Genomic DNA, 26,360 nt, shown 5'->3' with positions numbered 1-26,360 from the left:
GGACCGGAGAGCGGCGGGCCGGGCAGGACCCGTCAGCCCAGGATGCGGTGGGTCGTCCAGAACGACGTCAGGTCCGTGGTCGTCGCGGCCTGGGCGGCCGCCTTGAACTCGGCCGTGGTCGAGACGCCGTACCAGTGCGAACTGGCGTAGCTCTTCAGCAGGTTGGCCATGGCGGTGTCGCCGAGCACGCGCCGCAGGTCGTGCAGGGCGCACTTGCCGTAGCCGTACACGACGGTGGAGTAGCGGGACGAGTGCGCGTCCCAGTAGGCCATCGAGTTGGTGATGTTCTCCGCGCTCGACGCCCAGGAGACGCTGCTCCAGCAGCTCGTGCCGGTCTTGCCCTGCGCCAGGTCGGTGGCGTAGTCCGTGAACGACTCGTCGAGCCACGGGCTGGTGTACTCGTCGTCGCCGACGATCCCGTAGAACCACTGGTGGGCGATCTCGTGGGTGAGCGCCGTGGTGCTGACCAGGTCGAGGACGAAGCCGGGGTACTCCATGCCGCCGAACCAGTAGTTGTTGTCGATCACCGCGTCCAGTTCGCCGTACGGGTACGCGCCGAAGCGGGCGGCGTGGGCGTCCACCGCGGACTTGGCGGTGGAGAGCATCGACTGCGCGTCGGAGGAGCTGATGCCCGAGACGGAGTAGATGTTGATCGCGGTGCCGGCGGTGGAGGTGCCGGAGATCTTGGTGAACGGCCCGGCGGCCCAGGCGAAGTCACGGACCTTGGAGGCCGTGGCCGTGGTGACCGTACGGCCGCTCGAACCCGCGGTGTCGACGGAGGTGCCGGTGGCCGGGACCAGGAGGCTCGTCGGGTGGTCGAGGGTCACCTTGAAGTCGGCGGCCAGGGAGTAGAAGGACTCGCCGTTGTTCGTGTACGGGTCCAGATGCCAGCCGGCGCCGTCCTTGACCGCGAGCACGGGCAGCGCGTTGCCGATGTTGACGAAAGCGCCGTCGTAGCCGAAGCGGTCGGCGCCGCTCGGCACGGTGATGGCCAGGTCGAAGCCGATCGTCGCGCTCTGGCCCTGCGCCAGCGGTGAGGCCAGGCTGATCTGGAGCGCCGTGCAGCTCACCGAGAGGGAACCGGCCGTGCCGCCGGTGACGTTGCTGACGACGATGGGCATCGCGGAGCAGGTGCCGTGGTAGTTGTCCCACAGCCTCAGGTACACCTCGCTGAGCGCGGTGGAGGAGGCGTTGGTGAAGGTCACGCTCTCGTGACCGGTCCAGCCCTTGCCGGTCGAGTTGCTGGTCAGGCTGACCGTGTACCCAGGGGCGGCGGGTGTACGGGTGGAGTCGGCCGGCGGGGTCGTGTCGCCCGAGGTGTTGAGGGCGATGTCGTCGAGGACGAAGCTCGTCTGGAGGCTGGAGTCCTCCGTGCCGGTGAAGGCGAGGGTGACGGTCTGGCCCGCGAAGGCCGAGACGTCGAAGGTCTTCTGGGCGTATCCCGAGGCCTTGTTGAGGTTCGAGTACGTCGCCAGGGTCGTACTGCCGATCTTCGCCGTCAGCTTGTCGTAGGCCGTCGACGACGTCGTCTCGGTCGTGTCGATGTGCAGCCAGAACGTGAGACTGGCGCTGCTGCACCCGGACGGGATCGTGACGCTCTGCGAGAGCGTGTCCGTGTGGGTGCTGCCCACGCCGTCCAGCCAGGCGAAGGTGGTGCCGCCGTGGGCACTCTGGCCGGTGCGGCTGGTGATCACGGAGGTCGAGGACTGGGTCCAGGGTGAAGTACCGCTCTCGAAGCCGCCGTTGGTCACGACCTGGGCGGGCGTGCAGGCCGCCGCGGCGGCCGGTGCGGTGCTCGTCTCGGCGACGGCGGGGGTGCCGGGGAGCGAGACGGCGGCCAGGGCGGCGACGGTGATGACGCGCGCCGCCAGGGCCTTGAGGGGGGTCGGTCTCACACGAAACTCCTTTGAGGCGGCCGGGATTCCGGCCTGCTCGGTGGCCGCCCGGGACGACTGGGGTGCGTCGCGGGGTGGCCGCGATCCGCGCACGGGTGCGCGCGGTCGCCTGGTGAGATTTCCGTACCGTCACCCTGGGGTCAGGGCGACGGCACCGGAAAGCCTCGCAGATTTGACCTAGACATGCCATCAATGCGCGGCAAAGGAGAGGGCGCGGGCCGCCGGGAACGCGGGCCCGTCAGGAACCCGGCCGGCACAGGGCGGGTGTCAACCGCGACCAGGGGTTGGGGAGTTCACCGGTCACCGGTCCGGCCACCGCCGCACCGCGATCGCGCGCGGTGCGGACGGCCAGCGGGACCAGCACCTCGGGGACGCCGTAGACCAGATGACAGAACAGCTCCGGCGGGTGCCGCAGGGTCCACGCCGGTCTGCTGAACGCCGACACGTAGGTGGACCAGTGGCCCTCGAACGTGACGAGCAGATCGGCGCAGCGGGCGTACCCCGGCGCCGGATGGACCCCCATGTTCAGCACGACCGGGGCCGAGCCGGTCCGGCGCAGCTCCCGCACCAGCCTCCGGCAGTCGGGCAGCGCCTCCGCGGTGGGCGCCACCCGGTCCAGGAAGCACCCCTGCGTCCCGTACCAGTCCCGGTGCCGCAGGACCTCGTCCGCGACGAGATCCGGATCGCGCGCGCCGTAGTCGGTGTCGACATAGCCGAGCAGCCGGGCACCGGCCGAACTCAGCGCGTCCGCCGCCGCGGCGAACGCGGGATCCGGGCCCCGGCCGGGCCCGTCGGCCGGGTTGATGACGACCCCGTACGTCCGGTCGGCCGCCGCGATCAGCCGGTGCCAGGCGCCCGGGTCCTGTGCCGGGTGGACGTACAGCGGAATCAGCAGGCTCATGCAGTGCGGTCGCCTTCGGCCCGCGGGAGGGGACCGGGCCCGCTCGTGGCCGTCCAGAGCGCGGCCAGCGAGTCGTCGAGCGTCAGCGTCGGCCGCCAGCCGAGCGCGTCGCCCGCCGCGGTGATGTCGGAACACTGCCACGACACCTCGCCCGAGCGGGCGGAACCGCCGCCGTTCTCCTCGATGCGCCCCCGGAACCCGGCGACGCGCGCCAGCCCGCCGACCAGGTCGCGCACCGGGACCGCCTTGCCGCCGCCGATGTTGAGGACCCGCGGCAGTGTCGTGGGGGCCGTCGCCGCGGCGGCGGCCGCCCGTGCCACATCGCGTACGTCCACGAAGTCGCGGTACGCGGAGAGGTCGCCCAGCCGCACGACCGCGTCCGGGTCGGGTCCGGCCTCGCGGAGCAGCCCCGCGATCCGGCCCGGCAGCCCCGTGGACGGCGCCCCCGGGCCCACCGGATTGCCGACCCGCAGCACCACCGCGTCGAGGCCGGAGGTGGTGACGGTGACCGTGCCCGCGAGCTTGGTCGCCCCGTACGGGGTGAGGGGGCAGGTGGCCGCGGACTCGGCCACGGCGGTGTCCCGTACGCCGGGACCGTACTCGGCGGCCGAACCCAGATGGACCAGCCGGGCGGTCGGCGCCGCCTCGCGCAGTGCGGCGCAAAGGGCCGCGGGGCCACGGGAATTGACCTCGGAGAGGGTCACGGCGTCGCCGCCGGTCGCGCCGGCGCAGTTGACGACGGCGTCGGGCGCGGCCGCGGCCAGGGCCGGGACCAGCCGTTCCCGGCGGTCGGTGGCCAGGTCGATGCCGAACTCCGCGGCGGGCGAGCGCCCGCCGCCCAGCACCCGCACACCCGGAAGGGTGCGCAGGTGCTCGGCGACATGGCCGCCCAGATAGCCGGTGAAGCCCAGGACGAGAATGCGCATGCGGTGGTCAGGCTCCCTTGAGCAACAGCGACTTGCGGGTGGTGAACTCGGCGTTGGCCCGGTCGTAGTCGTCCGGGCGGCCGATGTCGAGCCAGTACCCGTCGAACGCGTAGGCGTGCGGCTCGCTGCCGCTGCGCAGCAGGTCGAGGACGAGCTCGTCGAAGCCCAGCGGCAGCCCCGGGGTGTAGCCCTCGAGCGTGGAGCGCGACAGGCCGTACACGCCCATGGAGACGCGGTAGTCCATGCTCGGCTTCTCGGTGAAGGCGACCACCTTGCGGTCGTCGGTGGTCAGCACGCCGAAGTCGATGCGCACCTTGCGCGCGTACGTCGCGATGGTCAGCGGCGCGCCCGAACCGCGGTGCCGCAGCAGGAGGTCGCCGAAGTCGAGATCGGTGAGCACGTCGCCGTTCATCACCAGGAACGACTCGGGCAGCCGGTCGCGCATGGTGAGCAGCGGGCCCATGGTGCCGAGCGGGCTCTCCTCGGTGGAGTAGTCGATGGCCAGGCCCCACTGCGAGCCGTCGCCGACGTAGGCGCGGATGATCTCGCCCAGGTGGCCCACGGCGATGGTGCAGCTGGAGAAGCCGGACGAGGCGAGCTGGCGGAGCACGATCTCCAGGATGGCGTGCTGGTCGCCGATGGGGACGAGAGGTTTGGGCAGGGCGGTGGTGTAGGGCCGCAGCCGAACGCCCTTGCCTCCCGCCAGAATCACTGCGTGCATGGGGTGCTTTCCTTCGTGGGACGTGCCGAACGGGGTCAGATGTTGTAGATGCCGGTCTTGTAGCGGGCCAGGTTCGCCGGCTCGCGGAAGAACTCGACGGTCCGCGCGAGCCCTTGCTCCAGGTCGTGGGCGGGGCTCCAGCCGGTCGCCCCGGTCAGCCGGGTCGCGTCGGCGACCAGCCGCATCACCTCGGAGTTGGCCGGCCTGATGCGGCCGGAGTCCTCGCGCACGTCGAGGGCGGTGTCCATCACCTTGCCGATCAGCGCCACCAGGTCGCCCACCGAGATCTCCCCGCCCGTACCGGCGTTGAAGGTCCTGCCCACGACCCGGTCCGCGGGGGCCGTGCCCACCGAAAGGAACGCCTGCGCGGTGTCCTTCACGAAGGTGAAGTCGCGGGTGGGCCGCAGATCGCCGAGCGTGATGGTGCGTTCGCCGGCGGCCACCTGACCGATGACGGTGGGGATGACCGCGCGCATCGACTGGCGCGGGCCGAAGGTGTTGAACGGCCGCAGTGTCACCACCGGCGTGCCGAAACTGGCGTGGTAGCTGTCGGCCAGCCGGTCCGCGCCCGCCTTCGAAGCGGCGTACGGGGACTGGGTGTTGATGGGGTGGTCCTCGGTGATCGGCACGGTCCGCGCGGTGCCGTACGTCTCGCTCGTGGAGGTGTGCACGAGCCGCGGTGTGCCGAGCGCGCGCACCGCCTCCAGCACGTTGAGGGTGCCGGTGACGTTGGTGTCCACATAGCTGTGCGGTGCCTGGTAGGAGTACGGGATCGCGATGAGGGCGGCCAAGTGGTAGACGCAGTCGGCGCCTTCGGCCAGGCCGCGCACCGAACCCGGATCCCGGACATCGCCCAGCACGATGTCCACCTGGTCCAGGACATCGGGGTGCAGGGTCTCCAGCCAGCCGTACGAGGAGAAGGAGTTGTACTGCGCCATGGCCCTCACCCGGTGTCCGGAGGCGACCAGCGCCTCGGTGAGGTGGGAGCCGATGAAACCCTCGGCCCCGGTGACGGCGGCGAGCGGTTGGGTGGTCAACTCGTTGTTCCTTCCGGTTGGTTGTTCGTGTGACGGTTGATGCGGACGAAGGCACGGCGGCCCTCCGGATCGGTCCGGACGGGCTGTGCGGGACGGTTCAGGCGTGCGGGGCCGGCCGCCCCAGCAGCCGTACGGCACAGACCGCCAGACACAGGCAGGCCGCACCGCAGGACAGGGTCAGCACCTGGGCGCCCGGCAGGGAGCGGAGCAGGACGGCCGAGGCCGCACCGCAGGCCGCCGCCAGACAGACCACGGCCGGCTGCCAGGCGGCCCCGAACGCCTGGAGCAGCAGCGCGGTCCACAGCGTGGCCGCGAGCAGCAGCAGCGGGGCCGGCTCCGAGCCCGTGAGCAGGGCGGCGGGCAGCAGCGGGAGCACGTAGAGCAGCAGACAGAGGGAGAGGACGCCGGACGAACGCAGCAGGAAGGCGGCGGGCGTCGCGGTCGCCCGCAGGACCGACACCGACATCCCCCGGTACCGGTACAGCAGCCACTCCGCCGGCCCCATGCTCACGGTCAGCACGACCACGGCCAACGGATGCTGCCGGCCCTCCAGCAGCACCAGCACCCCGGCGGCCAGCCCGAACACGCCGTACGGCAGTGACCGCAGCAGCGATGGACGGGCCGCGTCCGGGACCGGGGAGGCGGCGAGCGCGGTCCGCAGCGCCCGGCCGGCCGCCGCGAGAGCGCCGAGCACGGACAGCAGCGCCAGGCCGATCCGCGGCAGGGCCCCGGGGTCCCACCAGGGCAGCGCCGCCGCGCCGGCGATCAGCGGGGTGAGCGCGGCCAGCAGCGGCCTCTCCCCGCCGAGGACGAGCAGCACCCCGGCCGCCGCGAGATACGCCGACTGGGCCGCGGCGACCCCGATCGCGGTGCCGGACCCGGCGGTCAGCGCCCCGGCCCCCGTCGCGGCGAGCGCGCCGAGCGGCGCCCCCGTGAGCAGGGTCCGGCCCGCTTCCCCGCGGCCGGTGGCCATCCGTACGTAGGCGCGGTGTCCGAGAGCCTGGCCCCAGGCCCAGGAGACGAGCCCGGCCACCACCAGGACGCGGAGATCACGGCCCGCGTGCCACAGCGGCGCGGTCAGCAGGTAGCCGAGCCCCGGCAGAGCGAACAGCGCCCCGCGCAGGGCGCAGCGCACATGGTCCGGACGCCAGGGGTCGGCGGGCCGCGGTGGCTCCGGAAAGGCGCGCGGCACCCGCTCGTACAGCGCGGAGGCGAGGGAGAAGAGATTCGGATGCCCGTACCGCTCCTGGATCACCTCGGCGGTCAGCCCCTCCGACTCCAGCAGGGCCGCCACCTCGTACGGGTGGACCGCGGGACCGATGCCGTCCGCCAGTTCGGCGGCGAGCCGGTCGACCGCGTCCCGGTCCGCACCCGGTCCGGGACCGGACCGGGCGGGCGTGCGGGCGTCGGCGAGCCGCAGGGACAGCGTGTCGCCGCCGGTGCCGCCCGGTTCCAGCGCCATCGGTCCGCTCATCCGGCCAGGCTCCTCGATCTGGACGCGGCCACCCGGCCGACCGGTACCGCGTGCGGGGCGTCGGCCCGCGCGGGAACGCGCGGTACGGCCCGGCCGAGCGCCGACAGTTCGAGGTAGATGGTCCGGAACGTGTCGACCGTCTGCCGCAGCGTGAACTGCTCGATGACACGCAGCCTGGCCGCCTCGCCCATCGAGGCGCGCCGCCCGGCGTCGCCGAGCAGTTCGAGGGCGGCGGCGGCCATGGCGGCGGGATCGCGGGGCGGGACGACGAGACCGCTGTCGCCGACGGCCTCGCGCACCCCGCCCACGTCCGTGGAGACGGTCGCCCGCCCGCACGACATGGCCTCGATCAGGGTGAACGGGAAGCCCTCGCTGATGCTGGAGAGCATCACGACACTGCCCGCCGCGTAGGCGTCCTTGATGTCGTCCACGCGGCCCTCGAAGGTGACCGCTTCCGCCTGTCCCAGCTCACCGGCCAGCGCCTCGCACCGCTCGCGGTAGGCCTCTCCGCCGCGCGGAGTGCCGCCGAACAACCGGAGCCGCGCGTCCGGGAGTTGGGTCCGTACGAGCGCGAACGCCCGGATCAGGGTCTCCAGGTCCTTGATGGGGTCGACGCGCCCGGCCCAGCTCAGTGTCGGCCGCTCCGGCTCCGGACCGGCGGGCGGGAAGGCGGCCGGGTCCACGCCGTTGTAGACGGTACGGATCGACTCGGGCGCGGCGCCGCCCTGCTCCTCCCACAGCCGGTTGTAGCGGTTGCCCGGGGTGATCAGGGCCGCGCGCCGGTACGTCTCCTCGGCGAGCAGCCGGAAGAAGCCCAGCACGAGCGCCTTGACCGGCCAGCGGTAGGGGGCCGTGCGGTAGCCGAGGTAGCGCTCGCGCAGATAGACACCGTGCTCGGTCAACAGCAGCGGGACGCCGTGCCGTTCGAGCGCGGCCAGTCCCGGCAGTACGGCGACGCCTCCGCTGACCGCGTGCGCCACCCCGTGCTCGGGCAGCGGCGCGGTGAGCGGGCGCAGCGCGTGTTCCAGCAGTGCGGTCGCGGTGATGGCGTCGTGCAGGGTCGGCCGGGCCTCGCGGACGGCCAGACCCGGGCGGTTCCACACCCCGGTCAGGACACCGATCGCCCGGTCGCCGCGCAGGAAGGGACTCAGCGTCCCGGCCGCCGCGGCCCCGGCCATCGCGTGCAGCGCGGGGGCGAACCCGTCCTCGGCGCACGGATCGAGCAGAGCGGTCAGGAACTGCTCGTAGGCGTCGGCGAGTTGCCTGCGCCGCCGGCCGCGCGGAGGGCGGCCGGCGGGCGCGGTTCCCCACAGGGGGACGGCGACGACGTCCGCGACCTGTGCGGGAACGTCCCACACGATCGGTTCACGTCCGGTGCCGGTCACGGCGATGACGTCGAAGTCGAAGTCGGGCATGCCGTCGACGAGTTGGTCGCACCAGACACTGACGCCGCCGTGACTGTGCGGGTAGGTGCCTTCGGTGAGAAGGGTGACGCGCGTCGTGCCGATGCCGCGCGCGCCGCGGGGAACGTGCATGGTTGTGCTCCACGGCCGAGGTTGGGGTGGTCGGGCCCGTCCCGTCCGCGAAGGCGCGGACGGGATCTTCGGTCGGTGCGCGGCTCAGTCGTCCGGGCTGCAGGCGGCCCGCTCGGGCAGGCCCGTCGGCCGGTCGTCGCTGACGGGTACCTGCGCGGTGTTCGCGTGCGTCGTTCCGGCCGGCGGGCCGGACGAGGCGATGAGCGCGCCGGCCGTGGGCGCGGTCGCGCGAATGGTCCGCTTCATGCGGTGAAGTCCCCTCCCCGGGCAGGGGTGAGTGCTGCTCCCGTGGAGCCGGTCACCCCCTGGCGCGACGCCACAGCCCCCCTCAGACGTGGTCGTCGACGCGTTCGTCGCGTCACATAGTGGTCTGTCTGTGGAGCTTTCGTGTGCTTGCCGCGAGACATGACGAAAAAGCACGTCAACCGAACGGGTGGCCATCGAGCACCACGTCGACGGGGCGGTCATCACTGTGAGCTTCCGGGCAATTACCTAGTGAAACGTTACTGTGCCTGCCCGGAAAGGGGTCCTCGGCATTCGGAACGTCGCGGTCCGCCCCGTCCGGGCGCCAGTGGCCGCCGGCGCGACGACTTCCGGCTGAATCGTCGGTTTCAGGCCACCGCGAACCGGGTCTGTGAAGAATCCGTGTGCCGGGGGTGTCAGCGGCCCGGAAGGGGACACCCGTCGATCTTCAGCGGAAAGCAAGAGTGGGAGGACTTCTTCGTGAACGAGAACCTTTGGGGCTACGCCCCTACCAGCGGGCACACGCCCGACGCCGACCTGTCCGGCTACCGGGTGGAGGCCTCCGACGGCCACATCGGCAAGGTCGACAAGCACTCCGACGTCGTCGGTTCTCAGTACATCGTCGTCGACACCGGCATCTGGATCTTCGGCAAGGAGGTCCTGCTGCCCGCCGGAACGATCACGTCGATCAGCCACGAGGACAGGACGGTCCACGTCGCCCGGACCAAGGACGAGATCAAGGCGGCACCGGAGTTCGACAAGGAGAAGCATCTCGGAGACCCGCACTACCGCGACCAGCTCGGCGGCCACTACGGCTCCGGTCACTGACGCCGTACATACAGGGGACCCCGGCTGGACGGGGGAGACCAGCCGGGGCCGCTTACCTGGTGTGCGGAGGCCGCTCCGCGTCACATAGGGGCCAACATCCGGCCATGCCGATCTATTCCAGCCAGGGCGTCTCCCCGTCCCGGAATCCCGGAATCGGGCATCCCGAAGACCGGAGCCCGTAGCCCCGGAGCCCGTCCCCCGAACCTCGCGCCGCGTCGCGCGACGGCCTCCTCCGGACGCGGGGGCGATCACCGGCGTGGCCCCGCATCCGACCGGCGGGCCCGGCGGGAAGATCGGTTCAGGAGGGCGCGTGCGACGGCGCGGGGCCGCCGTCCTGTGCCCGGACCACCCCGCCGCGCCACCCGGCGCGCGGACGGACCGGCTGCTCGGAGGATGGTGCCCATGACCGCGAAGCGCGGTGTGCCCGATGTCCTGATCGTCGGAGGCGGGCTCGCCGGCCTGGCGTGCGCCCGCGATCTCGCCGGGTACGGCCTCGGGGTCCGGGTTCTGGAGGCCTCGGACGGCGTGGGCGGCCGGATGCGCTCCGACGCGCACGACGGCTTCGTCGTCGACCGCGGCTTCCAGGTCTTCAACACGTCCTACCCGCAGGTCCGGCGCCGGCTCCCCCTGCGCGAGCTGCGGCTGCGGCCCTTCACGCCCGGCGTCCTCGTCCACACGGAGGACGGGCCGATGCGCTTCGACGACCCCACCCGCGGCCGAAGGCGACTGGGCGACCTGCGCCCGGGGCGTCTCGCGGGGACCCGTGACCTGATCGCGCTGGCCGCGCTGTCCGGCCGGGACATGCTCGCCCCCGCCGGATGCCTCAAGCGAGGGGAGGACCGGACGACCCGCACCGCGCTGGCCGCGGCCGGGTTCTCCGAGGAGTTCGTCGAGCGGTTCTTCCGGCCCTTCCTGTCCGGGGTCTTCCTGGAGGACCAACTGGAGACCTCCGGCCGCGTGTTCCATCTCGTCTGGCGCAGCATGCTGCGCGGGACCCTGTGCCTGCCCGGCGCCGGCATCGGGGCGGTACCGCGCCTGCTGGCCGAGGGGCTGCCCCCGGACGCCGTACGCCTCGGCACCCCGGTCACGCGGCTCACGGACGACGGGGTCGAGGTGGACGGCGGGGGCGAGATCGCCGCGCGGGCCGTGGTCGTGGCCACGGGTCCGGGTCCGGCCGCCCGGCTGCTGCCGGGGCTGGGCCTCCCGGACTACCGCGTCGTGACGACGTACTACCACGCGGCGACCCGTACGCCGCTGGCCGAACCCGTCCTCCTGACGGACACCAGAAGGCGTTTCCTCAACACCTGCGTCCTGAGCGAAGTGGTGCGCGGCTATGCCCCGCCCGGGATGTCGCTGATCGCCACCTCGGTCCTCGGTCACGACCAGGAGGGCCGGGAGACATGGCTGCGCGAGGCGCTCGCCGACGTGTACGGCACCGACACCGGGGACTGGGACCTGCTGACCCTCCGCACCGTTCCGGACGCCCTGCCGGCGATGCCGCCCCCGCAGCCGCTCAGCCGGACCGCCCGGGTGGCCCCCGGCCGCTATGTGTGCGGGGACCACCGGGCCACGGGTTCGGTCCAGGGCGCACTGGCCTCGGGAGCCCGCGCGGCACGCGAGGTCGCGGCCGACCTGGCACGGTAGTTCTCGGACCTCGGACCTCGGACCTCGGACCTCGGACCTCGGACCTCGGACCTCGGACCTCGGACCTCGGGCACCCGGGCCCCGGACCCCAGGCGCACGCACTCCTGACCCCGGCTTCAGACCCCTGACCCCGGACCCCGAGCCAGCGTCTGTTCCGTCCAGATCGTCTTGCCCGGGGCGGAGTAGCGGATGCCCCAGTTGTGGCTCATCTGCGCGCAGATGAACAGGCCGCGGCCGCCCTCGTCGGCGGTACGGGCGTGCCGCAGACGCGGTGCGGCTCCGCCGGCGTCGCTGACCTCGCAGGTGAGCGTGGCGTCCTTGATGAGACGCAGCCGGATCGGCGGCTCCCCGTACCGCAGGGCGTTGGTCACCAGTTCGCTGACGATCAGCTCGGTGGCGAAGGCGGTCTCCTCGTCGACCCGCCACTCACCGAGCCGCTCCTGGGCGTGGTGCCGTGCCGTCGACGCGGCCGTGGGCACGAAGTCCAGGTCCCAGGTGGCGACCCGGTCCGGAGGGAAGGCCCGGGTGCGGGCGAGCAGCAGAAGGACGTCGTGGTGGCCCGTCGTGTCGCGCAGCCGGTACAGGACGTCGTCCCGGATGTCGGCCAGGGGGCGGTCCAGGCGGGTCAGCGCGACCCCCAGCGGGCCCGTCGCCCGGTCGTCGGCGGGGCTGTCGGGGACCGGGAACGACGTGGTGCGCAGGGCGAGCACGCTGCCGTCCCGCACGGGCACGGAGGCGGTGGCGAAGGGAGGCCCGTCCCGGCTGCCCAGCAGGGGGCCCGTCGGGATCTGCGGGATGTGCACCAGACCGCCGGGATGCGCGACGAGGGGCGCCGGGTGGCCGGCGGAGGCCATGACACACGTTTCCTCGAGCGGATCGTGGACCACGTAGACACAGCCGGCCCTGAGCGGCTGCCCGCGCAGCGGATCGCTTGCCGGCAGGGCCTCCCGCTCGTGGGCGAGCCGCACCACCGCGTCGTTGAGGCGGGCGAGCAGTTCGTCGGGATCCAGGTCGAGCGCCGCGAGCGTATGGATCACCGTCCGGATCTGGCCCATCGCGGTGGCGGCGTCGATGCCGCTTCCGCCGACCTCGCCGATCACCAGGGCGGTGCGCGCCCCGGGCAGGCCGAAGGCGTCGTACCAGGTGCCCGCTCCCGCGTCGGCCGGGACGTGCAGCGGCGCGAATTCCATGGCCGTCTGGGACGGAGGCTCGGGCGGCAGCAGATGGTGCTGCAGCGCCGCCGCGATCGTGTGTTCGCGGGTGTAGCGGCGGGCGTTGTCGATGCTCAGCGCGGTGTGGGCGGCCAGTTCCCCGGTGACGGCGAGATCGTTCTCGTCGAACGAGTCGTGCGGTCGTACGCGATACAGGCTCAGCAGTCCGAGTACGGCGCCCCGCAGGGCCAACGGGGCGGTGAGCAGCACGCGGGCGCCGGAGGCGCGGATGGCGCGGGCCCGCTCCGGATCGGTGTCCAGCCAGGGCGTGTTCTCGTCCAGGGTGACGGTCCGCGGTCTGAGATCGCTGAGCACCTGCGAGTACGGCGTCGGCGCCGGCACGGCCCGCACGTCGCCGACGGGATGGGCCTGCGCCCGGTGGGAGGGGCCGTCGACGCGGAAGGCCGCGCGGCGCAGCGGGATGTCGCGCCCGAGCGGGCTGAGCGGAGGATCCTCGCCCCGCACCACGGCGTCGACGACCTCGACCACCGCGATGTCGGCGAAGCCGGGCACCAGCGCCTCGACCAGTTCCTGGCAGGTCGTGACGACGTCCAGGCTCCGGCCCACCCGCTCCCGTACCGAACCGAGTGCCTGGGCACGCCTGTTGTTCCGAACGGACTCCGTGACGTCGGTCAGGGAGAGGACCACGCCCCGCGCGTTCCGCAGGGGGAACGCCGAGATGTCCGCGAAGCGTTCACGGGACGAGGCGTCGACCGGTTCGAGCTGTACGGGGTAGTCGCTGAGGGGCGTGCCGTCCGTGAGGACGCGCCGCAGGACGTCCTCGAACTCCTCGGGACGGGCGGGGCGGCACACCTCGGCGACCGGCCGGTCGAGAGCCTTCTCCGCCGTGACGCCGACCAGCGCGCAGGCCGCCTCGTTGACGCTGAGGACACGCAGCGCGGGGTCCACGACGATGAACGCCTCGTGCGTGTTGGCGTGCAGGATGTCGAAGACCGCGGTCGGCGTGTCGAGGCGGGTGGCGTCGTCGCCCTCCTCGAAGACGCCCCAGGCGACGGCGCCGTCGGAGAGCGGCACCACCCGGATGCGCAGGTCCACCGGGCTGCCGTCGACGTCATGGATGACGAGGGGACCGGATCCGGGGCTCCTGCCGTGGCCGGAGTCCTCGCCGGGGGTCCCGAGGTCGGGCGCGACCAGCGAGAGCGCCGTGCGTCCCACGGCCTCCGAGTCCGACCGCAGCCAGATCTCGCGCGCTCTGGGGCTCCATCGCAGGACGACGCCCGCGCCGTCGACGACCATCAGCAAAGTGGCGGCGGTCACCGGACATCACCTCCGCCGCGCCTCCGGCCGCGCACCCCCGCGCCGGGGGGCGGGGGCGGCGGCTGGTTCACCGGCGGAGATCATGTCGCGAGCTGCGTCCTTTTCGGTCGTTTTGGCCCACAAAACCATCATTCTACGGCGTGGGATGGCCGCCCGCCGGTGCGGCGGAGGGCCCGGGGCCGGCCGTCGCACCGGCGGCAGCGGTGGGCTTGCGTGACCGAGGCCGCCGATGCGGTGGGTCCCGCCGCCGTCACCGCCGCCGTCGCCGTCACCGTCACCGTCGAGCCGGGCGAACGTGTCTGCGGCGTCAGTCGCCGGCCATGGCCGACTCGGCGGAGCTCGCCGCGGACTCCGCGTCGTCGACCAGTTTCTGCAGATGGGCGACATCGCTGGACACCGGGCCGGGCGACGCGGGGGAGCCCCCGGTGTCGCCCGAGCCGCCGCACGCGGTCAGGAGCAGCGCGGCCACGGTGAGGGCCAGTGCCGCACGTCCCGCGCGCATCAGGAGCCGGCCCCGCCGTCGTGGCTCGCGCACCAGTTCCGGACGTCCGTGAGATCCTTCCGGCGGCTCTCCAGGGTCGGGACGAGCGAACGCCGGAAGGTCAGCCGGTGGTCGAGGTAGGTCTCGATCTGCGTGTCCCCGGCGGACTTGGCGTTGGCCACCCGCTGTTCCAGCCTGGCGATGGAACCGCGCTGCGAGGCATCGCCGTTCAGCCGGTCGAGGATGCGGTCGATCCTCCGGTCGATCTTCGGCGCACGCTTGCAGAGCGCCTTCGCGCCGTCACCCGTCGGCGCGCCCGACGGATGCTTCCCGGTGCCGTCGGCCGACGCGGCGCCCGCGGCGCCGAGCAGCGCACCGACCGCCACCAGCGAGACGACGGCCTTCCTCGCCCTCGGTGCCGCCGGTTTCCTCCATGTCCTCGCCATGCTGAACTCCTCATCGTCCTGGGGCGGTTGCCCGCACGACCGGGACGCTAGGAGTCGTCCTTGTGGAATTCTTGTGGCCGGACACCGGCGGTCGTGATCACCCAGTTGCGCTGTGCGGGGAGCGTCGCCTCCGCGCCGGTCCCACCCTCGTGCAAGGGGAGTACGACCTCGATCCGGGTCCCCGTTCCGGCCGGTTGTCCGAGGGCTCGGACACGTCCCCGGTGCAGGTCGACCTGCTGGGCGACGAGGGTGAGCCCGAGGCCCGAGCCCGGACTGTCCGGGCGGCGCTCGAAGCGCTCGAAGACAGCGGCGCGCCGCTCGGGCGCGATCCCCGGCCCTCGGTCGTCGACGCACAGGACCGCGTGGTCGCCGCTCGCGCGCAGCGTGACGGCGATGTGCGCGGGGCGTCCGTCGGCGCAACCGCCGTGCACCAGCGCGTTGGTGAGGAGATTGTCCAGGATCGTGCGCAGTCCCGGTTCCCAGCCGTGGACCCGCAGTCCCGGTGGACAGTCGCCGGCGATGTGCGCGAGCGGATGGCGCCGCCGCTGCTCCCGCACGCTCGCTTCGACGACGTCCGCGAGGTCCACCGGACCGAAGGCGTCCGCCTCGACCAGGTCACCGCGGCCGAGCTCGCGCAGCATGACCAACAGCCCCAGCAACCGGGCGTGTTCGCGGTGCAGGTCGTCCAGGACCTCGGCGCGGTCGGGAGCGGGCAGGGCCGGATGCCCCGTCAGGATCTCCAGGTTGGTCTGCATGCTCATCAACGGGGTGCGCAGTTCGTGCGCTGCGGCCGAGGCGAACGAACGGGCGGTGGAGAGTGCCTCCTCGGTCCGCGCGGCCTGTTCGTCGTAGCGGCTCAGGACCGTCTGGAGCGTGTGCGCCAGATCGTCGACCTCGGCGATCCGCGCCGGCACGTGGTCGAGGCGCGCGGTGCTGGTCCGCGGATCCAGGCCGCTCGCGCTGTCCCGCAGCCGCCGCAGCGGACGGCTGGCGCGGCCCGCCACCGCACCGGCCAGCAGCCCCGACAGCGGCGCGGCGAGCAGCGCCACCGACACCACGCGCCTGCGGACCAGGCGCAGTTGGGTGTCCGCGGCGGTGTCGGGGGCGAACAGCCAGAGCGTGCCCCGCACCCCGGGACGCGTACCGGACACCCTCATCGACAGGACCCGCCAGGAGTCCCCGCCGGTCCGCAGCGTGACCGGCACCGGCGCGCTCGCGGGGAGCGCTGCGCCCTGGTCCGGCTGCGGGCCTCCCGTGTAGGTCTCCGACGGGCCGATCAGTCGTACGCCGACATCCAGGGCGGAGGTGAACAGCCTTCTCTCGCGGGCCCGTTCGACCGCGGCCGACCGGTCTGCCGCACTCGCGCGCAGCAGCCCGCGGGCGTCCTTCGCCACGGCCGCGGCGCTCCGCCGCAGGTGCGCGTCCTGCTGGTCGTGCAGATCCGCCGCGACCAGCCGCAGCAGCAGCCAGCCGGTGGCCAGCACCAGGACCGGCACGGTCGCGCCGACGGCGAGGGCGATGCGGGTGGACAGCCTCATCGTCCGGCCTCCGGACCGTCGTCGCGCAGCACGAACCCCACGCCCCGCACGGTGTGGATGATCCTGGCCCGGCCCGCCGCCTCCAGCTTGCGCCGCAGATAGCTCACGAACGTGTCCACCGCGTCGGTGCGCACATCGAAGTCGTACCCCCAGACCCGGTCGAGGAGCTGATCACGGCTCAGTACGATGCCCGCGTTGCGCGCGAGCACATGAAGCAGCTCGAACTCCCTTCGGGTCAGCTCCAGTTGCCGTCCGTCCAGAGCGACCGTGCGTGCCGTGGGATCCAGCGACAGCCCGCCCACCCGTACGGTGTCGGTGTCCCTCGGCGGCCGGCGCCGCAGCAGCGCCTGGAGCCTGAGCACCAGTTCCTGCAGCGCGAACGGCTTCACCAGGTAGTCGTCCCCGCCGGCCTGCAGCCCCGCGATCCGGTCTCCGGTCTCGTCGAGCGCGGAGAGCATCAGGACGGGTACGTCGTTGTCCTCCTCGCGCAGCGTCCGGCACACGTCGATCCCGTTGAGGCCGGGCATGGAGATGTCCAGCACGATCGCGTCCGGCGGTGTTCGGCGGGCCGCCTCCAGCGCGGACCGGCCGCCGTCGGCGAGGTCCACCGTGAAACCGCCCAGCCGCAGACCGCGTTCGAGCGACCGTCGTATCGCCGCGTCGTCGTCGACGACGAGGACTCGGCCCCGATCTCCGCTCATCAGCACACCCCAGCTCGCACGAACGGACCGGTCGGGCCGGCCGTTTCGTCGCCCATGGTGCACCAGAGGCCTGGCGGCGGACCCGCGCGGTCCACCCCGTCCGACGTTGTGGCCCGGTACGCGGTGGTCCGCCCCATCCATGGCCGTGGCCAGGCACGAAACGGTAACGAAAGGACATCGCGGGGGGTGAGGACAGGTCAGCGCAGCGTAATGTCCCGCGTGTTCTGGGTGCTCGTGGGGGGTGGCCCAGTGTGGGGAGGGGTGTCATGGCTGCCATGACGCGGGTCCGAAGAAGGCCCATGAACGCCCGGGTCCGGCTGATCGCGACGGTCTGCGCGGGACTCCTGTGCGCGTCCCTGGCCGGGTGCGGGAACCACGGCACTCCGGCGGCCGACGCCTCGACGGCCTCAGCCGGCGTCCTGGCGTCCGCGGCGCCGTCGTCCCCGGCCGCGTCCACGCCCGAGTCGACGCCCTCGGTGAGTGACGTGGCGACGCCGACGGAGACACCGACCGTGCAGGCCGCGACGACGGCCGCCTCCCAGGAAGCGGTGTCGGACGGCGGTTCGGGAGCGTCGGCCCTGTGGGGCAAGGCGTACAGCGGTACCGCGAGCATCTCCGTCGACATCTACGACTACTGCTCCACCGACGGTTCCCGGCGCCTGGCGGACAGCCGGACCTACTCCATGAACAGCACCCTCGACCTGGGGCGGCCGGAGAGCGGCGGCGACCAGACCGAGGGCAACCCGTTCTCGATGGTGTTCGCGGCGGGCTACGCCTCCCAGGCCGGAGCTGTGTCCTTCAGGTCGTCGTCGGTCAGCACGGTCTCCAGCCAGGACCTGGCCGGCAACTACCGGGACCCGAATCTCCTGCTGACCTACTGGAACATCGACTGGTCCGACGGCGAGCTGGACGCACGGCTCACGGACCCGCACGCCCGGGAAGCCGTCGTCCTGAACCTGCTCAACTGGCCCGGCCTGCTCGTCGCGTGCCGCTCCGACCTCGGCCAGATGCCCGGCGGCTTCCCGCACGCCCTGGCCGCGGGCACGACGTTCACGGGCCGCCTCGACGGATCCGGGGCATCGCTCACCGCCGAGGGAAGCACCACCGACGGCGTGGTCGCATTCAGGTTCACCTTCGACGGCACGGCCTCGTGATGACGACACCGGACCTGCTGGACACCGTCCGCTCGGCCCGTGACCGTGTACGTGGCTGCCGTGCTGCTTCCCGCGGTCGTCCTGTTCGTCGGGCTGCTGCCCCTCGCCTCCCGGCCGGACGGCGGAGTGTTCGCCGGGGACGCGGTGGGACCGGCAGCCCCGGCCACGCGGGTACCCGGCGGCGGCTCCGGCACCGGAACTGATTCCGGAGCGGGGACCGGAACCGATGGCGGCTCCGGAACCGATGGCGGCTCCGGAACCGATGACGGCTCCGGAACCGGTGCCGGGGCCGGGGCGACGGCCACGGCGTGCGCCCGGCGTGCCGCGCCGGGCGATCCGAGCGGTCCGCCGGGGTTCCCGGCCTTCACGGCCGGAAAGCCGTCGCCACCCGGGGGGCACTCCGGATCACTCGCGGGGCCCCCGCACCTTCCGTACCCTCGCCGTCACCTCCGCCGATCCGCTCTCGGGAACCCGCGCCCGGGCCCAGGAGGTGGCCGACCGGCTGCGCGCGGCCCGCTGGACCCTGCGCGACGACGGCACGTTGACGGCCGACCTGGCCGAGGTCCCCGTCCTGCGCACCACGTCCGCCGACGGCACGACACGCCTGCTGACCGGGGAGCGCACCCGGCGCACGGACGTCAGCGCCACCACGACGTGGATGGAGGCCCGCCTCGTCACCGGCGGGGGCCCGACGCTCCGACTGGACCTCGTCAGGGCCGTGACCGGAGCCACGCGAGCTGTGGTGGACTGCCGGGAGTTCACCTCCACCTCGACCACCGCGCAACGCCTGTCGCTGACCTTGGGAAACGGCTAGAACCTCTCCGGTGGCGTCACCGTCGTGTCACAGGCCTGTGCGCACGTGAACCACCGGAGCCGTGCGTCGATCTACAGCGACGAGTGCCGGTGAACGTCCGGCACCTGAACATCTCAATCGGGGGACCTCATGCAGTACGGGATGCACGCCGGGTCGCGTGTCCGCGGAGCCGCACTGGCCATGGCGGCCATGTCGGCGGCCACTCTCCTCATGACCGCCTGCCAGCCGGGCCCGGAGGCCGCGGATTCCGGCACGGGCTCACCGTCGGGCACGGCGAAGAAGCCGGCCGCCTCGGCCCCCGGCTCCCCGACGACCGCGAAGCCCTCCGGTGGGACGGGCGCCTCGGCCAAGCCCGCGGGCGACTCCTCGCCCAAGGCCCCGGCCTCGGTCCCCGCCACCGCGACACCGGCGACGAAGACCAAGACGTGCGCCGCGGAGTCCATGAAGGCGTTCATGTACCAGGCCGACGTACGGCCTTCGGGCACCGGAACCGGCGCCACCGTCGTCGAGTTCACCAACATGTCCGGAGCGACCTGCGCCCTCCAGGGGTACCCGACCGTGGCGGGGGCGGCCAACGGCTCCCCCGAGAAGAACAAGCCGCTGACCGTGACCCGGACGGGCCCCTCGGCCCAGGTGGTGCTCGCGCCCGCCGCGAAGGCATGGGTCAAGCTGACGTTCGTCCAGGTCCAGGGCGAGGCCGACGGCTACTGCGTGTCCGGGTCCACCCCGGTCAGCTACCCGACCCTCGTGGTGGGCCTTCCCTCCAGCGGTGCGCACCAACTCGCCGTCGAGGGCGGCGGCGTGGTGGCCGAGTGTGACGACAAGGTGACGGTCACGGCCGTCACCGCGAAGAAGCCTGCCTGACCGCCACCCGACCGCCACCCGACCGTCACCGGGGCGCCGCCGGGGCGCCGGCCACCGCCGGCCACGGCCGTGAACCGGCGGCGGCCGGCGCCCGTCAGGGTGGGGCGTCCGGCGAACCCGTCCCCAGGCTGCCGGAGCGGCGCCGTGCCCGTCGCGGCCCGGCGCACGGAGACCGCAGTCACGCGCCGGGCCGGACCTATGGAAGGCACCCGGTCCGGTCCTAGGGAACGGAACCTCACGGCGGCGCCGGGAGATGCCCGGACCCCAGGCCCTCGGAATCCTCGGCCTCGTCGTCGTCCGGGATGCCGGGTCCGGCGTGTCGCACGCCACGTCCGGGGTCCGGGAATGCCGGGACCGGGTGCGCTGTTACAGCTCACGTAACTGATTGGCATGCGCGAGTCAAGGCTCGTGCATGGTGGGTGAAGGAGGACCTCATGGCACGCAGTACCGCGCGCCCCGTCGTCACGCTGAGGTCGACGGCCGGGACCGGCGCCACGTATGTGACGCGCAAGAGCCGGGCGAACGACCCCGACCGGCTGGTCCTGCGCAAGTACGACCCGCTGGCGGGCCGGCACGTCGCGTTCAGGGAAGAGCGCTGAGCGCACGCCGGACATTCCCGGCGGACACGGAGACCGTGTCCGCCGACGAACCAGCCGTAACCGAGGAGGGAACCGCATGAGGCCTCACATCCACCCCGAATCCCGTCCGGTCGTCTTCCGGGACCGCGCCGCCGGCGTCGCGTTCCTGACCCGGTCCACCGCGCGGTCCGACAGGACGATCGAGTGGGAGGACGGCGCCGTCCATCCGCTCGTAGACGTCGAGATCTCGTCGGCGAGCCACCCGTTCTACACCGGTAAGTCGCGGGTCCTGGACACCGCCGGCCGCGTGGAGCGCTTCGAGCGCCGCTACGGCCGCACGGCGTCGAACCGGCACTGACCGCCGGGGCGCGCCGAGTTCGGCAGAAGGAGGAGGAGCCATGAAGGTACGAGCGTCACTGCGCTCACTGAAGTCCATGCCCGGGGCCCAGGTGGTCCGCAGGCGCGGTGTGGTCTTCGTCGTGAACAAGAAGAACCCGCGTCTGAAGGCCCGCCAGGGCTGACGGCGCATCAGCCCAGGGTCTCCGGTCCGGCCGACACACCGCGTGTCGGCCGGACCTGTCCGTGCCGGTCACGGCGCGGTACGTCGCCGACCGGCCGGCGGAGCCCGCGGCTCACTGACGCACCGGTATGCCGGGAGTTACGATCACGAGCGTGACGTGCCCTTCCTCCGCGGCCGACGGATCGCCCGCGGGGAGCGGCGCGGTGGATGCGCTGGATCCGATGCGTGACGGTCGCGCTGGGCGAAGTACTCCGAGGGGAGCCGTTCGTGACCACGGCCAGGGACCTGTTCATCATCACGATGGACAAGGAGCCGGAACGATCTGTGGGGCAGGGTGACCTGTCGCTCGCCCTCGCCGGAGCCGAGGTGATCGATCTCCTCGCCGACGAGGTCGTCACCCTGGACGGCGACCGACTGACGCCGGCGAGGAAGCCGGCCACGGACGACCGTCTCCTGGGGGAGGCGGCGTCCTCGCTCGTGCGGCAGGCCCCGTACGAGCGTGTCGAGGACTGGCTCTGGCGCCGGGGGCGCGATCTCGCCAAGGCCTATCAGACCGACCTCGAACAGGCGGGCCAGCTCATCCGGCAGCGACGGGGCCGGCTGTCCTTCAGCCCCGACCGCATGGCCTTGGTGGACTCGCCGGCCCGCAGCCGGGCGATGCACCGCTGGGCGGCGGACGAGCCCGTCCTCGCCGCGCTCGCCGAGGTCGTCGGCATCCCCGCCGAGGACAGCGACGGCAACTCGTGGGTCCAGGACGAGGCGGTGACGACCGTCCTGGTCGCCGTGCACGACGCGGTGATGGAACTGGAGGCCGTCCGCCAGCGCCGGGCCATCGAGAACGCGGCGTTCGCCAACATCTGGCGCGGCGCGTGACGTGATCCGGGCCGCGGGCGGTCCGCGGTTGATCCGTGCTCGATCCGTGGTGAACGGACGGAACGCCGTGCCCGGCAGGTCACCAGGGCCGGGCGTTCAGGGTGCCGGGCGCGGGGGAGCGGCGGGCCTGCCGTTCCCCCGCGCCCGGGTCACTCGGAAGCCTCGCGGGCCCGTCGCTCGCTCTCCCGCGCCTCCTGGAGATGGGCGTCGACACGCTGCGCCCGCCGCGGCATCAGCGAGTCCGTGACGCGCTGGAGCGTCTTCGTCAGCGGGTGCTTGTCCTGCCCCGGCACGGAACCCCGCGCGGTCGACGCCGCGTCGCGGTACTCGGCCATCTCGGCGAGCGCCGCGTGCGCGAGCTCGGTCGCCTCCCGGTACAGGTCGCGCGACTTCGTCATCGCCTCCAGGGCCTCGGAGTACGAGGCCGCCAGGGCCCGCGCGTGGACCAGTTCCTCCTCGAGGGTCAGCAGGCTCCACTCCTCGCGCAGTGCCGTGAACGCCGCCGCGGCGTCGTCCGGCAGTTGCCAGGGCAGCGCCGCGAACTGCACGATCTTGTCGAGGAGTTCCGTCGGCCGGGAGCCGTCGAGGAAGACGCTGCGCACCCGGAACGCCTGCTCGTCGAACCCGATCCGGCCGGGCGTGCCGGACAGGATGACGGCACCGCCGCGCGGTACGGACGTGCCGAGGTCGCCGAGCGCCCAGTTGACGGCGTGGAACTGCTCGGGCGTGGCCCGGTGTTCCACGACGCGGTGCCGCAGCGCGGGCGGCAGCAGCCGGACCAGCGGAAGGCGGCCCTCGGCGTCGGGGGTCATGGCCTCGTGCACGACGACGTTGATGCTCCAGCTGTGCCGGGCGATGTCCTTGAGCAGACGGCGCAGCACCGCGTCGTCCTTCGGCAGCGGGTTGACGTCCTGGAGCAGCAGCCCGGCCGCGGCGTCACGGTCCCAGGCGAGACCGCCGCGCTCGGGCCAGAGCAGTGCGGCGGGGGAGGGCCACCCGGGATCCCAGGGCCGCTCCGCCTCGGCCGCCAGCGTCCAGCGCCGCTCGCCGTCCACGTGCGCGCGTCCGTCGGTGGTGAGCCGCGCCCGCACGGTCACCTCGTCCTCGGCGAACCAGCGCGCCTCGAAGACGTGCCCGTCCGGCGCCGTGGTGTTCTCCTTCTCCAGGAAGTCCTGGATCCTTTCACTGTTCTTCAGTTCCCGCAGGTGCTCCCGGATGGCCGCCTGCGGGGCGGGACCTGTGTGGCGCCCGGCGGCCAGCCAGACCGTTTCCGGGGCGGTGAGACGCTCTGTGGAGGACTTCGGCATGAGTCACTTTGCTGCTGGGGTGTGGTGTGCCCTCCCAGTATGGTCGCCTTTGGTCGTGAGCCGGGAGGCGAGGCCCCTCGGGATCACGGACCTCCGCCATCGGGTTACTATGCGTTTTTCGTTGACGATTGACCGAATTGGGGTCATCGCGAAGAATCCGGACCGGACCCCGATCGAGGGAACGGCATGCCGGCGCGGCCCGCGTGCCAAGAGCGGCGGTGACCGCCTTCCGGTCCGTCGGGGGCGCGGACCTGCGCGGATGCGGGAAAGATCGCGACCGGCGGGTCCCCACCGGCGGGCGGGCGCCGGTAGGGTTGCGGTCGGAGAAGGGGCGGACGCGGATGCGGCAGCGGGTGACCATGAGTGACGTGGCGCGAGCCGCGGGAGTCTCGTCCGCCACCGTCTCGTATGTGCTGAGCGGAAAAAGACCGGTCACGGAGGAGACCCGCACGGCGGTCGAGTCGGCCATCGAGCGGCTCGGTTTCTCCCTCAACCCCGTCGCCCGCAGCCTGCGTACGGGCAAGTCCACCATGGTCGCCCTCGTCGTGCCGGACATCGCCAACCCCTTCTACGCGCTGCTCGCCCGTTCCATCCAGGACGAGTTGCGCGGGCGGGGCTACCACGTGCTGGTGAGCAGTACGGGAGCCCGGCGGGACGAGGAGGAGGCGCTGCTCCAGGAAGCGGTGCACCAGCGGTTCGCCGGCGTGGTGATGACCCCGTTCCGGCTTCCCGCCGACGCCTTCGACGTGCTGCGCACGGCCGGAATCCCGGCGGTGGTCAGCGCCGACGTCCCGTTCGGTGACGTCGATCTGGTGACCCCCGACGCCGACGGCGCGGTCCGGGAGGCGCTGGCGCACGTGGCGGCCACGGGCCGGCGGCGGATCGGTGTGATCGCCGGGCCGCTGGACGCCGCGGGGGGCGATCCGCGCCTGGAACGCGTCCGGCGGCATGCGGCCGAGGCGGGCCTGAGCATCGCCCCGGAACACGTCGTCCACGGCGAGCACACCCGCGAGGCGGGAGCGGAGGGCTTCGAGCGGCTGATGCGCGCACGGCTCCGGCCCGAGGCGGTGCTGTGCGGCAACGACATCACGGCCGTCGGTGCGATGGACACGGCCGAGCGTCTCGGGCTCGACATTCCCGGGGATGTGTCGCTGGTGGGGCACGACGACATCGAGTTCGCCTCGCTCGTCCGCCCGCGCCTGACGACCATCCGCTATCCGGCGAGTGAGGTGGGCCGCGTCGCGGCCGGGCTCCTCATGGAACAGATCGACGGCCGGACGGTGCGAAGGACCGTGCGGGTCGGCACGACGTTCGTGGTGCGCGCGTCGGTCTGAGAGTCATCGGCTTGAGAGTCGTCGGCCGAGGGGCGTCGGCCGAGAGTCGTCGGCCGAGGGGCGTCGATCCGACGGTCGTTGGTCCAAGAGTCGTCGGTGCGAGAGGCGCGGCCCGCACGGCACGCGTCCCGTCGCGGCCCGCACGGCACGCGTCCCGTCGGGGTCTTCACGGCACGCGTCCGTCCGGCGGCCGTGAACCTCTGTTCCGGACGTTCGTGTCCCGTTCCACACCTTTGCCGGATCGATAGTCGTGGGACCATGGCGTAATCGATTACGTTCGGCGAGACTGAGGGGCGGACGAAGGCCGGCCGGGGGTGCGCAGCCCCATGACCCATCATCAATCTGCCGCATTTGGCGGGGAATCGCCCTCGCGGCGATGTGTGCTGCCTGTAAACAGAATCCACCAGTCGTTGTTTGCTTTTGGGTGACTCCGTCGCTAAAGCCAACATCACTGGTGCGGTCATTCCGTCTGCCGTGCCGCTTGCCGTGTGAGAGCTCGCGGACCGGGCGAGGTGGCGGAGCGGGCGACCTGCGCCCGTCACGGGCGCGTCTTTCCCCTGGCCCGTCAGGGTGGTCCGTGTCGTGTCGGTCACGTTTCGGGCAAGGCGGGTGCGAGGTCTTGACGTCGTGGCGACATGAGGCTGTCATTACGGCCACGTTGTTCGGTCGAGTTGGTTTCTGATCGATTTCCGGCCTCCCCGCCGTCCAACTCGACCGAACCCTGCCCTCAGGAGCCGTCATGCACCTTCCCCTCTCGGGACTGTCCGCCCCGACACCCAGCCGTCGTACCCTCATCCGCGGAATCGGCGGAGCGGTCGCCCTCGGAGCGGGCGTACCCCTGCTGAGCGCCTGCGGCGGCAGCGGCACGGCGTCGGACCCCAAGACGGTCAGCGTCGGCTCCAACGCGTCCGACGCCGTGCCGAAGAAGGCCTTCGCCGACGTCTACGCGGACTTCAAGAAGCAGTCCGGCATCACGGTCGACATCAACACGAAGGACCACAACACCTTCCAGGAGCAGATCAACTCGTATCTGCAGGGCACCCCGGACGACGTCTTCAACTGGTTCGCCGGGTACCGCATGCAGTTCTTCGCGGCCAAGAAACTCGCCTCACCGATCGACGACGTGTGGGCGAAGATCGGGGACAACTTCCCCGAGGCGATGCACAAGCTCAGCAAGGGCGAGGACGGCAAGTACTACTTCGTGCCGATGACCACGTACCCGTGGGCGGTCTTCTACCGCAAGAGCGTCTTCCAGAAGCACGGCTACGAGGTCCCCACCACCTGGGACGAACTCATCGCCCTGTGCAAGCGGATGAAGAAGGACAAGCTCGTCCCGATAGCCTTCGGCGACAAGGACGCCTGGCCCGCGATGGGCACCTTCGACCAGATCAACTTCCGTCTCAACGGCTACGACTTCCACGTCCAGCTCATGGCCGGCAAGGCCTCCTGGACCGACGCCAAGGTCAAGGCCACCTTCGACCACTGGGCCGAGCTCCTTCCGTACCACCAGGACGGCTTCATGGGCCGCACCTGGCAGGACGCGGCCCAGACGCTGGTGGCCAAGAAGGCCGGCATGTACCTCCTCGGCACCTTCGTGGCCCAGCAGTTCACCAACAAGGACGACCTGGACGACCTCGACTTCTTCCCCTTCCCGGAGATCAACTCCGCCTACGGCCAGGACACCGTGGAGGCGCCCACCGACGGCCTCATGGTCAGCAAGGCCCCCAAGAACCACGCCGGTGTCGTCAAGCTGCTGGAGTACATGGGCAGTCCGGCCGCCGAGGAGCTCTACCTCAAGGGCGACCCGAGTGTCGTGGCCGCCTCCAGCAAGGCCGACACCTCCGCGTACTCGGCGCTCCAGAAGAAGGCCTTCGACATGATCGGGGCCGCCAAGTCCCTGACCCAGTTCATGGACCGCGACTCCCGGCCGGACTTCACCGCGACGGTGATGCAGCCCGGACTCCAGAAGTTCCTCCAGAACCCCAAGGGCGTGGACGGCTTGCTGTCGTCGATCGAGCGCCAGAAGAAGCAGATCTTCGCGACCCAGTGAGCGACGC

25 protein-coding genes are annotated in these 26,360 nt (G+C 72.3%); 11 read left to right on the top strand and 14 right to left on the bottom strand.

The window, feature by feature from the left end; all coding sequences use genetic code 11:
• Window positions 1-32 precede the first annotated feature (32 nt).
• From ACFYYF_RS01995 to ACFYYF_RS01960, 8 genes are all read right to left on the bottom strand, one after another.
• A complete protein-coding gene (locus ACFYYF_RS01995) occupies window positions 33-1,895 on the bottom strand; it encodes a M1 family aminopeptidase (protein ID WP_388770343.1) in 1,863 nt (620 codons plus the stop codon).
• Between the two features lie 238 nt (window positions 1,896-2,133).
• Window positions 2,134-2,796 (bottom strand): spherulation-specific family 4 protein, encoded by a 663-nt coding sequence (locus ACFYYF_RS01990; protein ID WP_388770340.1) that lies wholly within the window; start codon window positions 2,794-2,796, stop codon window positions 2,134-2,136.
• Window positions 2,793-3,722, bottom strand: a complete 930-nt coding sequence (locus tag ACFYYF_RS01985; protein ID WP_388770338.1) for an NAD-dependent epimerase/dehydratase family protein — start codon at window positions 3,720-3,722, stop codon at window positions 2,793-2,795. The genes ACFYYF_RS01990 and ACFYYF_RS01985 overlap by 4 nt, the downstream gene beginning before the upstream one ends.
• Window positions 3,723-3,729: 7 nt before the next feature.
• Entirely contained in the window at window positions 3,730-4,443 is a 714-nt protein-coding gene (locus ACFYYF_RS01980; RefSeq protein WP_361693753.1) for a sugar phosphate nucleotidyltransferase, read from the bottom strand.
• A 35-nt stretch (window positions 4,444-4,478) separates the two neighbouring features.
• On the bottom strand, window positions 4,479-5,480 hold the full coding sequence (locus ACFYYF_RS01975) for a GDP-mannose 4,6-dehydratase (RefSeq protein WP_361693751.1): 1,002 nt from the start codon (window positions 5,478-5,480) through the stop codon (window positions 4,479-4,481).
• A gap of 97 nt (window positions 5,481-5,577) precedes the next feature.
• Window positions 5,578-6,954, bottom strand: a complete 1,377-nt coding sequence (locus tag ACFYYF_RS01970; RefSeq protein WP_388770335.1) for a hypothetical protein — start codon at window positions 6,952-6,954, stop codon at window positions 5,578-5,580.
• Complete coding sequence (gene pelF / locus ACFYYF_RS01965; protein ID WP_388770333.1) at window positions 6,951-8,489, bottom strand: GT4 family glycosyltransferase PelF; 1,539 nt, start codon at window positions 8,487-8,489, stop codon at window positions 6,951-6,953. Before pelF ends, ACFYYF_RS01970 begins: the two co-directional genes overlap by 4 nt.
• Window positions 8,490-8,573: 84 nt before the next feature.
• Window positions 8,574-8,735: a hypothetical protein gene (locus ACFYYF_RS01960; protein ID WP_361693745.1), complete on the bottom strand. Its 162-nt coding sequence runs from the start codon at window positions 8,733-8,735 to the stop codon at window positions 8,574-8,576.
• A gap of 477 nt (window positions 8,736-9,212) precedes the next feature.
• Here ACFYYF_RS01960 and ACFYYF_RS01955 point away from each other — a divergent pair, with 477 nt between their 5' ends.
• Both ACFYYF_RS01955 and ACFYYF_RS01950 read left to right on the top strand, forming a co-directional pair.
• Window positions 9,213-9,560 (top strand): PRC-barrel domain containing protein, encoded by a 348-nt coding sequence (locus ACFYYF_RS01955; protein ID WP_361693743.1) that lies wholly within the window; start codon window positions 9,213-9,215, stop codon window positions 9,558-9,560.
• 402 nt (window positions 9,561-9,962) lie between these two features.
• A complete protein-coding gene (locus ACFYYF_RS01950) occupies window positions 9,963-11,204 on the top strand; it encodes an NAD(P)/FAD-dependent oxidoreductase (RefSeq protein WP_388770330.1) in 1,242 nt (413 codons plus the stop codon).
• Between the two features lie 116 nt (window positions 11,205-11,320).
• Here the strand turns inward: ACFYYF_RS01950 and ACFYYF_RS01945 are convergent, their stop codons facing one another.
• The 5 genes from ACFYYF_RS01945 to ACFYYF_RS01925 form a co-directional block, all read right to left on the bottom strand.
• On the bottom strand, window positions 11,321-13,693 hold the full coding sequence (locus ACFYYF_RS01945) for a SpoIIE family protein phosphatase (protein WP_388770328.1): 2,373 nt from the start codon (window positions 13,691-13,693) through the stop codon (window positions 11,321-11,323).
• A 307-nt stretch (window positions 13,694-14,000) separates the two neighbouring features.
• On the bottom strand, window positions 14,001-14,195 hold the full coding sequence (locus ACFYYF_RS01940) for a hypothetical protein (RefSeq protein ID WP_361693737.1): 195 nt from the start codon (window positions 14,193-14,195) through the stop codon (window positions 14,001-14,003).
• A complete protein-coding gene (locus ACFYYF_RS01935) occupies window positions 14,195-14,620 on the bottom strand; it encodes a hypothetical protein (RefSeq protein ID WP_388770325.1) in 426 nt (141 codons plus the stop codon). Before ACFYYF_RS01935 ends, ACFYYF_RS01940 begins: the two co-directional genes overlap by 1 nt.
• A gap of 47 nt (window positions 14,621-14,667) precedes the next feature.
• Window positions 14,668-16,158 carry a sensor histidine kinase gene (locus tag ACFYYF_RS01930; RefSeq protein ID WP_388770324.1) on the bottom strand — a complete coding sequence of 497 codons (1,491 nt, stop codon included), beginning with the start codon at window positions 16,156-16,158 and terminating at the stop codon, window positions 14,668-14,670.
• Window positions 16,155-16,859, bottom strand: a complete 705-nt coding sequence (locus ACFYYF_RS01925; RefSeq protein WP_388770322.1) for a response regulator transcription factor — start codon at window positions 16,857-16,859, stop codon at window positions 16,155-16,157. Before ACFYYF_RS01925 ends, ACFYYF_RS01930 begins: the two co-directional genes overlap by 4 nt.
• A 299-nt stretch (window positions 16,860-17,158) precedes the next feature.
• Here ACFYYF_RS01925 and ACFYYF_RS01920 point away from each other — a divergent pair, with 299 nt between their 5' ends.
• From ACFYYF_RS01920 to ACFYYF_RS01890, 7 genes are all read left to right on the top strand, one after another.
• Entirely contained in the window at window positions 17,159-18,013 is an 855-nt protein-coding gene (locus tag ACFYYF_RS01920) for a hypothetical protein (protein WP_388770320.1), read from the top strand.
• A gap of 490 nt (window positions 18,014-18,503) precedes the next feature.
• Complete coding sequence (locus tag ACFYYF_RS01915; RefSeq protein ID WP_388770318.1) at window positions 18,504-18,827, top strand: hypothetical protein; 324 nt, start codon at window positions 18,504-18,506, stop codon at window positions 18,825-18,827.
• Window positions 18,828-18,956: 129 nt separating this feature from the next.
• Complete coding sequence (locus ACFYYF_RS01910) at window positions 18,957-19,691, top strand: DUF4232 domain-containing protein (protein WP_388770315.1); 735 nt, start codon at window positions 18,957-18,959, stop codon at window positions 19,689-19,691.
• 434 nt (window positions 19,692-20,125) lie between these two features.
• Window positions 20,126-20,290 carry a 50S ribosomal protein L33 gene (rpmG, locus tag ACFYYF_RS01905; protein ID WP_361693721.1) on the top strand — a complete coding sequence of 55 codons (165 nt, stop codon included), beginning with the start codon at window positions 20,126-20,128 and terminating at the stop codon, window positions 20,288-20,290.
• Between the two features lie 76 nt (window positions 20,291-20,366).
• On the top strand, window positions 20,367-20,627 hold the full coding sequence (locus ACFYYF_RS01900) for a type B 50S ribosomal protein L31 (RefSeq protein ID WP_388770313.1): 261 nt from the start codon (window positions 20,367-20,369) through the stop codon (window positions 20,625-20,627).
• A 40-nt stretch (window positions 20,628-20,667) separates the two neighbouring features.
• Complete coding sequence (gene ykgO / locus ACFYYF_RS01895; RefSeq protein WP_361693717.1) at window positions 20,668-20,790, top strand: type B 50S ribosomal protein L36; 123 nt, start codon at window positions 20,668-20,670, stop codon at window positions 20,788-20,790.
• Between the two features lie 266 nt (window positions 20,791-21,056).
• A complete protein-coding gene (locus ACFYYF_RS01890; RefSeq protein ID WP_388770311.1) occupies window positions 21,057-21,662 on the top strand; it encodes a GPP34 family phosphoprotein in 606 nt (201 codons plus the stop codon).
• A 149-nt stretch (window positions 21,663-21,811) separates the two neighbouring features.
• On the opposite strand, the gene ACFYYF_RS01885 is transcribed toward ACFYYF_RS01890, so the two are convergent.
• Window positions 21,812-22,969, bottom strand: coding sequence for a hypothetical protein (locus ACFYYF_RS01885; protein ID WP_388770308.1), 1,158 nt, complete (start codon window positions 22,967-22,969; stop codon window positions 21,812-21,814).
• A 359-nt stretch (window positions 22,970-23,328) separates the two neighbouring features.
• On the opposite strand from ACFYYF_RS01885, the gene ACFYYF_RS01880 reads away from it, so the two are divergent.
• Both ACFYYF_RS01880 and ACFYYF_RS01875 read left to right on the top strand, forming a co-directional pair.
• Window positions 23,329-24,303, top strand: coding sequence for a LacI family DNA-binding transcriptional regulator (locus ACFYYF_RS01880; protein ID WP_365494980.1), 975 nt, complete (start codon window positions 23,329-23,331; stop codon window positions 24,301-24,303).
• 739 nt (window positions 24,304-25,042) lie between these two features.
• Entirely contained in the window at window positions 25,043-26,353 is a 1,311-nt protein-coding gene (locus ACFYYF_RS01875) for an ABC transporter substrate-binding protein (protein WP_388770306.1), read from the top strand.
• The last annotated feature ends 7 nt before the right edge of the window (window positions 26,354-26,360 follow it).

The sequence above is a fragment of the Streptomyces sp. NPDC001914 genome (assembly GCF_042891215.1).
Taxonomy (GTDB): Bacteria; Actinomycetota; Actinomycetes; order Streptomycetales; family Streptomycetaceae; genus Streptomyces.
This window is presented reverse-complemented; position numbering and strand designations above follow the sequence as displayed.

What these genes read in the sequence shown, in the direction of transcription:
- ACFYYF_RS01885 (WP_388770308.1), bottom strand. Translation starts at nt 22,969, where the DNA reads ATGCCGAAGTCCTCCACAGAGCGTCTCACCGCCCCGGAAACGGTCTGG.
- rpmG (WP_361693721.1), top strand. Translation starts at nt 20,126, where the DNA reads ATGGCACGCAGTACCGCGCGCCCCGTCGTCACGCTGAGGTCGACGGCC.
- ACFYYF_RS01940 (WP_361693737.1), bottom strand. Translation starts at nt 14,195, where the DNA reads ATGCGCGCGGGACGTGCGGCACTGGCCCTCACCGTGGCCGCGCTGCTC.
- pelF (WP_388770333.1), bottom strand. Translation starts at nt 8,489, where the DNA reads ATGCACGTTCCCCGCGGCGCGCGCGGCATCGGCACGACGCGCGTCACC.
- ACFYYF_RS01990 (WP_388770340.1), bottom strand. Translation starts at nt 2,796, where the DNA reads ATGAGCCTGCTGATTCCGCTGTACGTCCACCCGGCACAGGACCCGGGC.
- ACFYYF_RS01880 (WP_365494980.1), top strand. Translation starts at nt 23,329, where the DNA reads ATGAGTGACGTGGCGCGAGCCGCGGGAGTCTCGTCCGCCACCGTCTCG.
- ACFYYF_RS01960 (WP_361693745.1), bottom strand. Translation starts at nt 8,735, where the DNA reads ATGAAGCGGACCATTCGCGCGACCGCGCCCACGGCCGGCGCGCTCATC.
- ACFYYF_RS01910 (WP_388770315.1), top strand. Translation starts at nt 18,957, where the DNA reads ATGCAGTACGGGATGCACGCCGGGTCGCGTGTCCGCGGAGCCGCACTG.
- ACFYYF_RS01920 (WP_388770320.1), top strand. Translation starts at nt 17,159, where the DNA reads ATGAACGCCCGGGTCCGGCTGATCGCGACGGTCTGCGCGGGACTCCTG.
- ACFYYF_RS01985 (WP_388770338.1), bottom strand. Translation starts at nt 3,722, where the DNA reads ATGCGCATTCTCGTCCTGGGCTTCACCGGCTATCTGGGCGGCCATGTC.
- ACFYYF_RS01900 (WP_388770313.1), top strand. Translation starts at nt 20,367, where the DNA reads ATGAGGCCTCACATCCACCCCGAATCCCGTCCGGTCGTCTTCCGGGAC.
- ACFYYF_RS01950 (WP_388770330.1), top strand. Translation starts at nt 9,963, where the DNA reads ATGACCGCGAAGCGCGGTGTGCCCGATGTCCTGATCGTCGGAGGCGGG.
- ACFYYF_RS01935 (WP_388770325.1), bottom strand. Translation starts at nt 14,620, where the DNA reads ATGGCGAGGACATGGAGGAAACCGGCGGCACCGAGGGCGAGGAAGGCC.
- ykgO (WP_361693717.1), top strand. Translation starts at nt 20,668, where the DNA reads ATGAAGGTACGAGCGTCACTGCGCTCACTGAAGTCCATGCCCGGGGCC.
- ACFYYF_RS01930 (WP_388770324.1), bottom strand. Translation starts at nt 16,158, where the DNA reads ATGAGGCTGTCCACCCGCATCGCCCTCGCCGTCGGCGCGACCGTGCCG.
- ACFYYF_RS01875 (WP_388770306.1), top strand. Translation starts at nt 25,043, where the DNA reads ATGCACCTTCCCCTCTCGGGACTGTCCGCCCCGACACCCAGCCGTCGT.
- ACFYYF_RS01925 (WP_388770322.1), bottom strand. Translation starts at nt 16,859, where the DNA reads ATGAGCGGAGATCGGGGCCGAGTCCTCGTCGTCGACGACGACGCGGCG.
- ACFYYF_RS01970 (WP_388770335.1), bottom strand. Translation starts at nt 6,954, where the DNA reads ATGAGCGGACCGATGGCGCTGGAACCGGGCGGCACCGGCGGCGACACG.
- ACFYYF_RS01980 (WP_361693753.1), bottom strand. Translation starts at nt 4,443, where the DNA reads ATGCACGCAGTGATTCTGGCGGGAGGCAAGGGCGTTCGGCTGCGGCCC.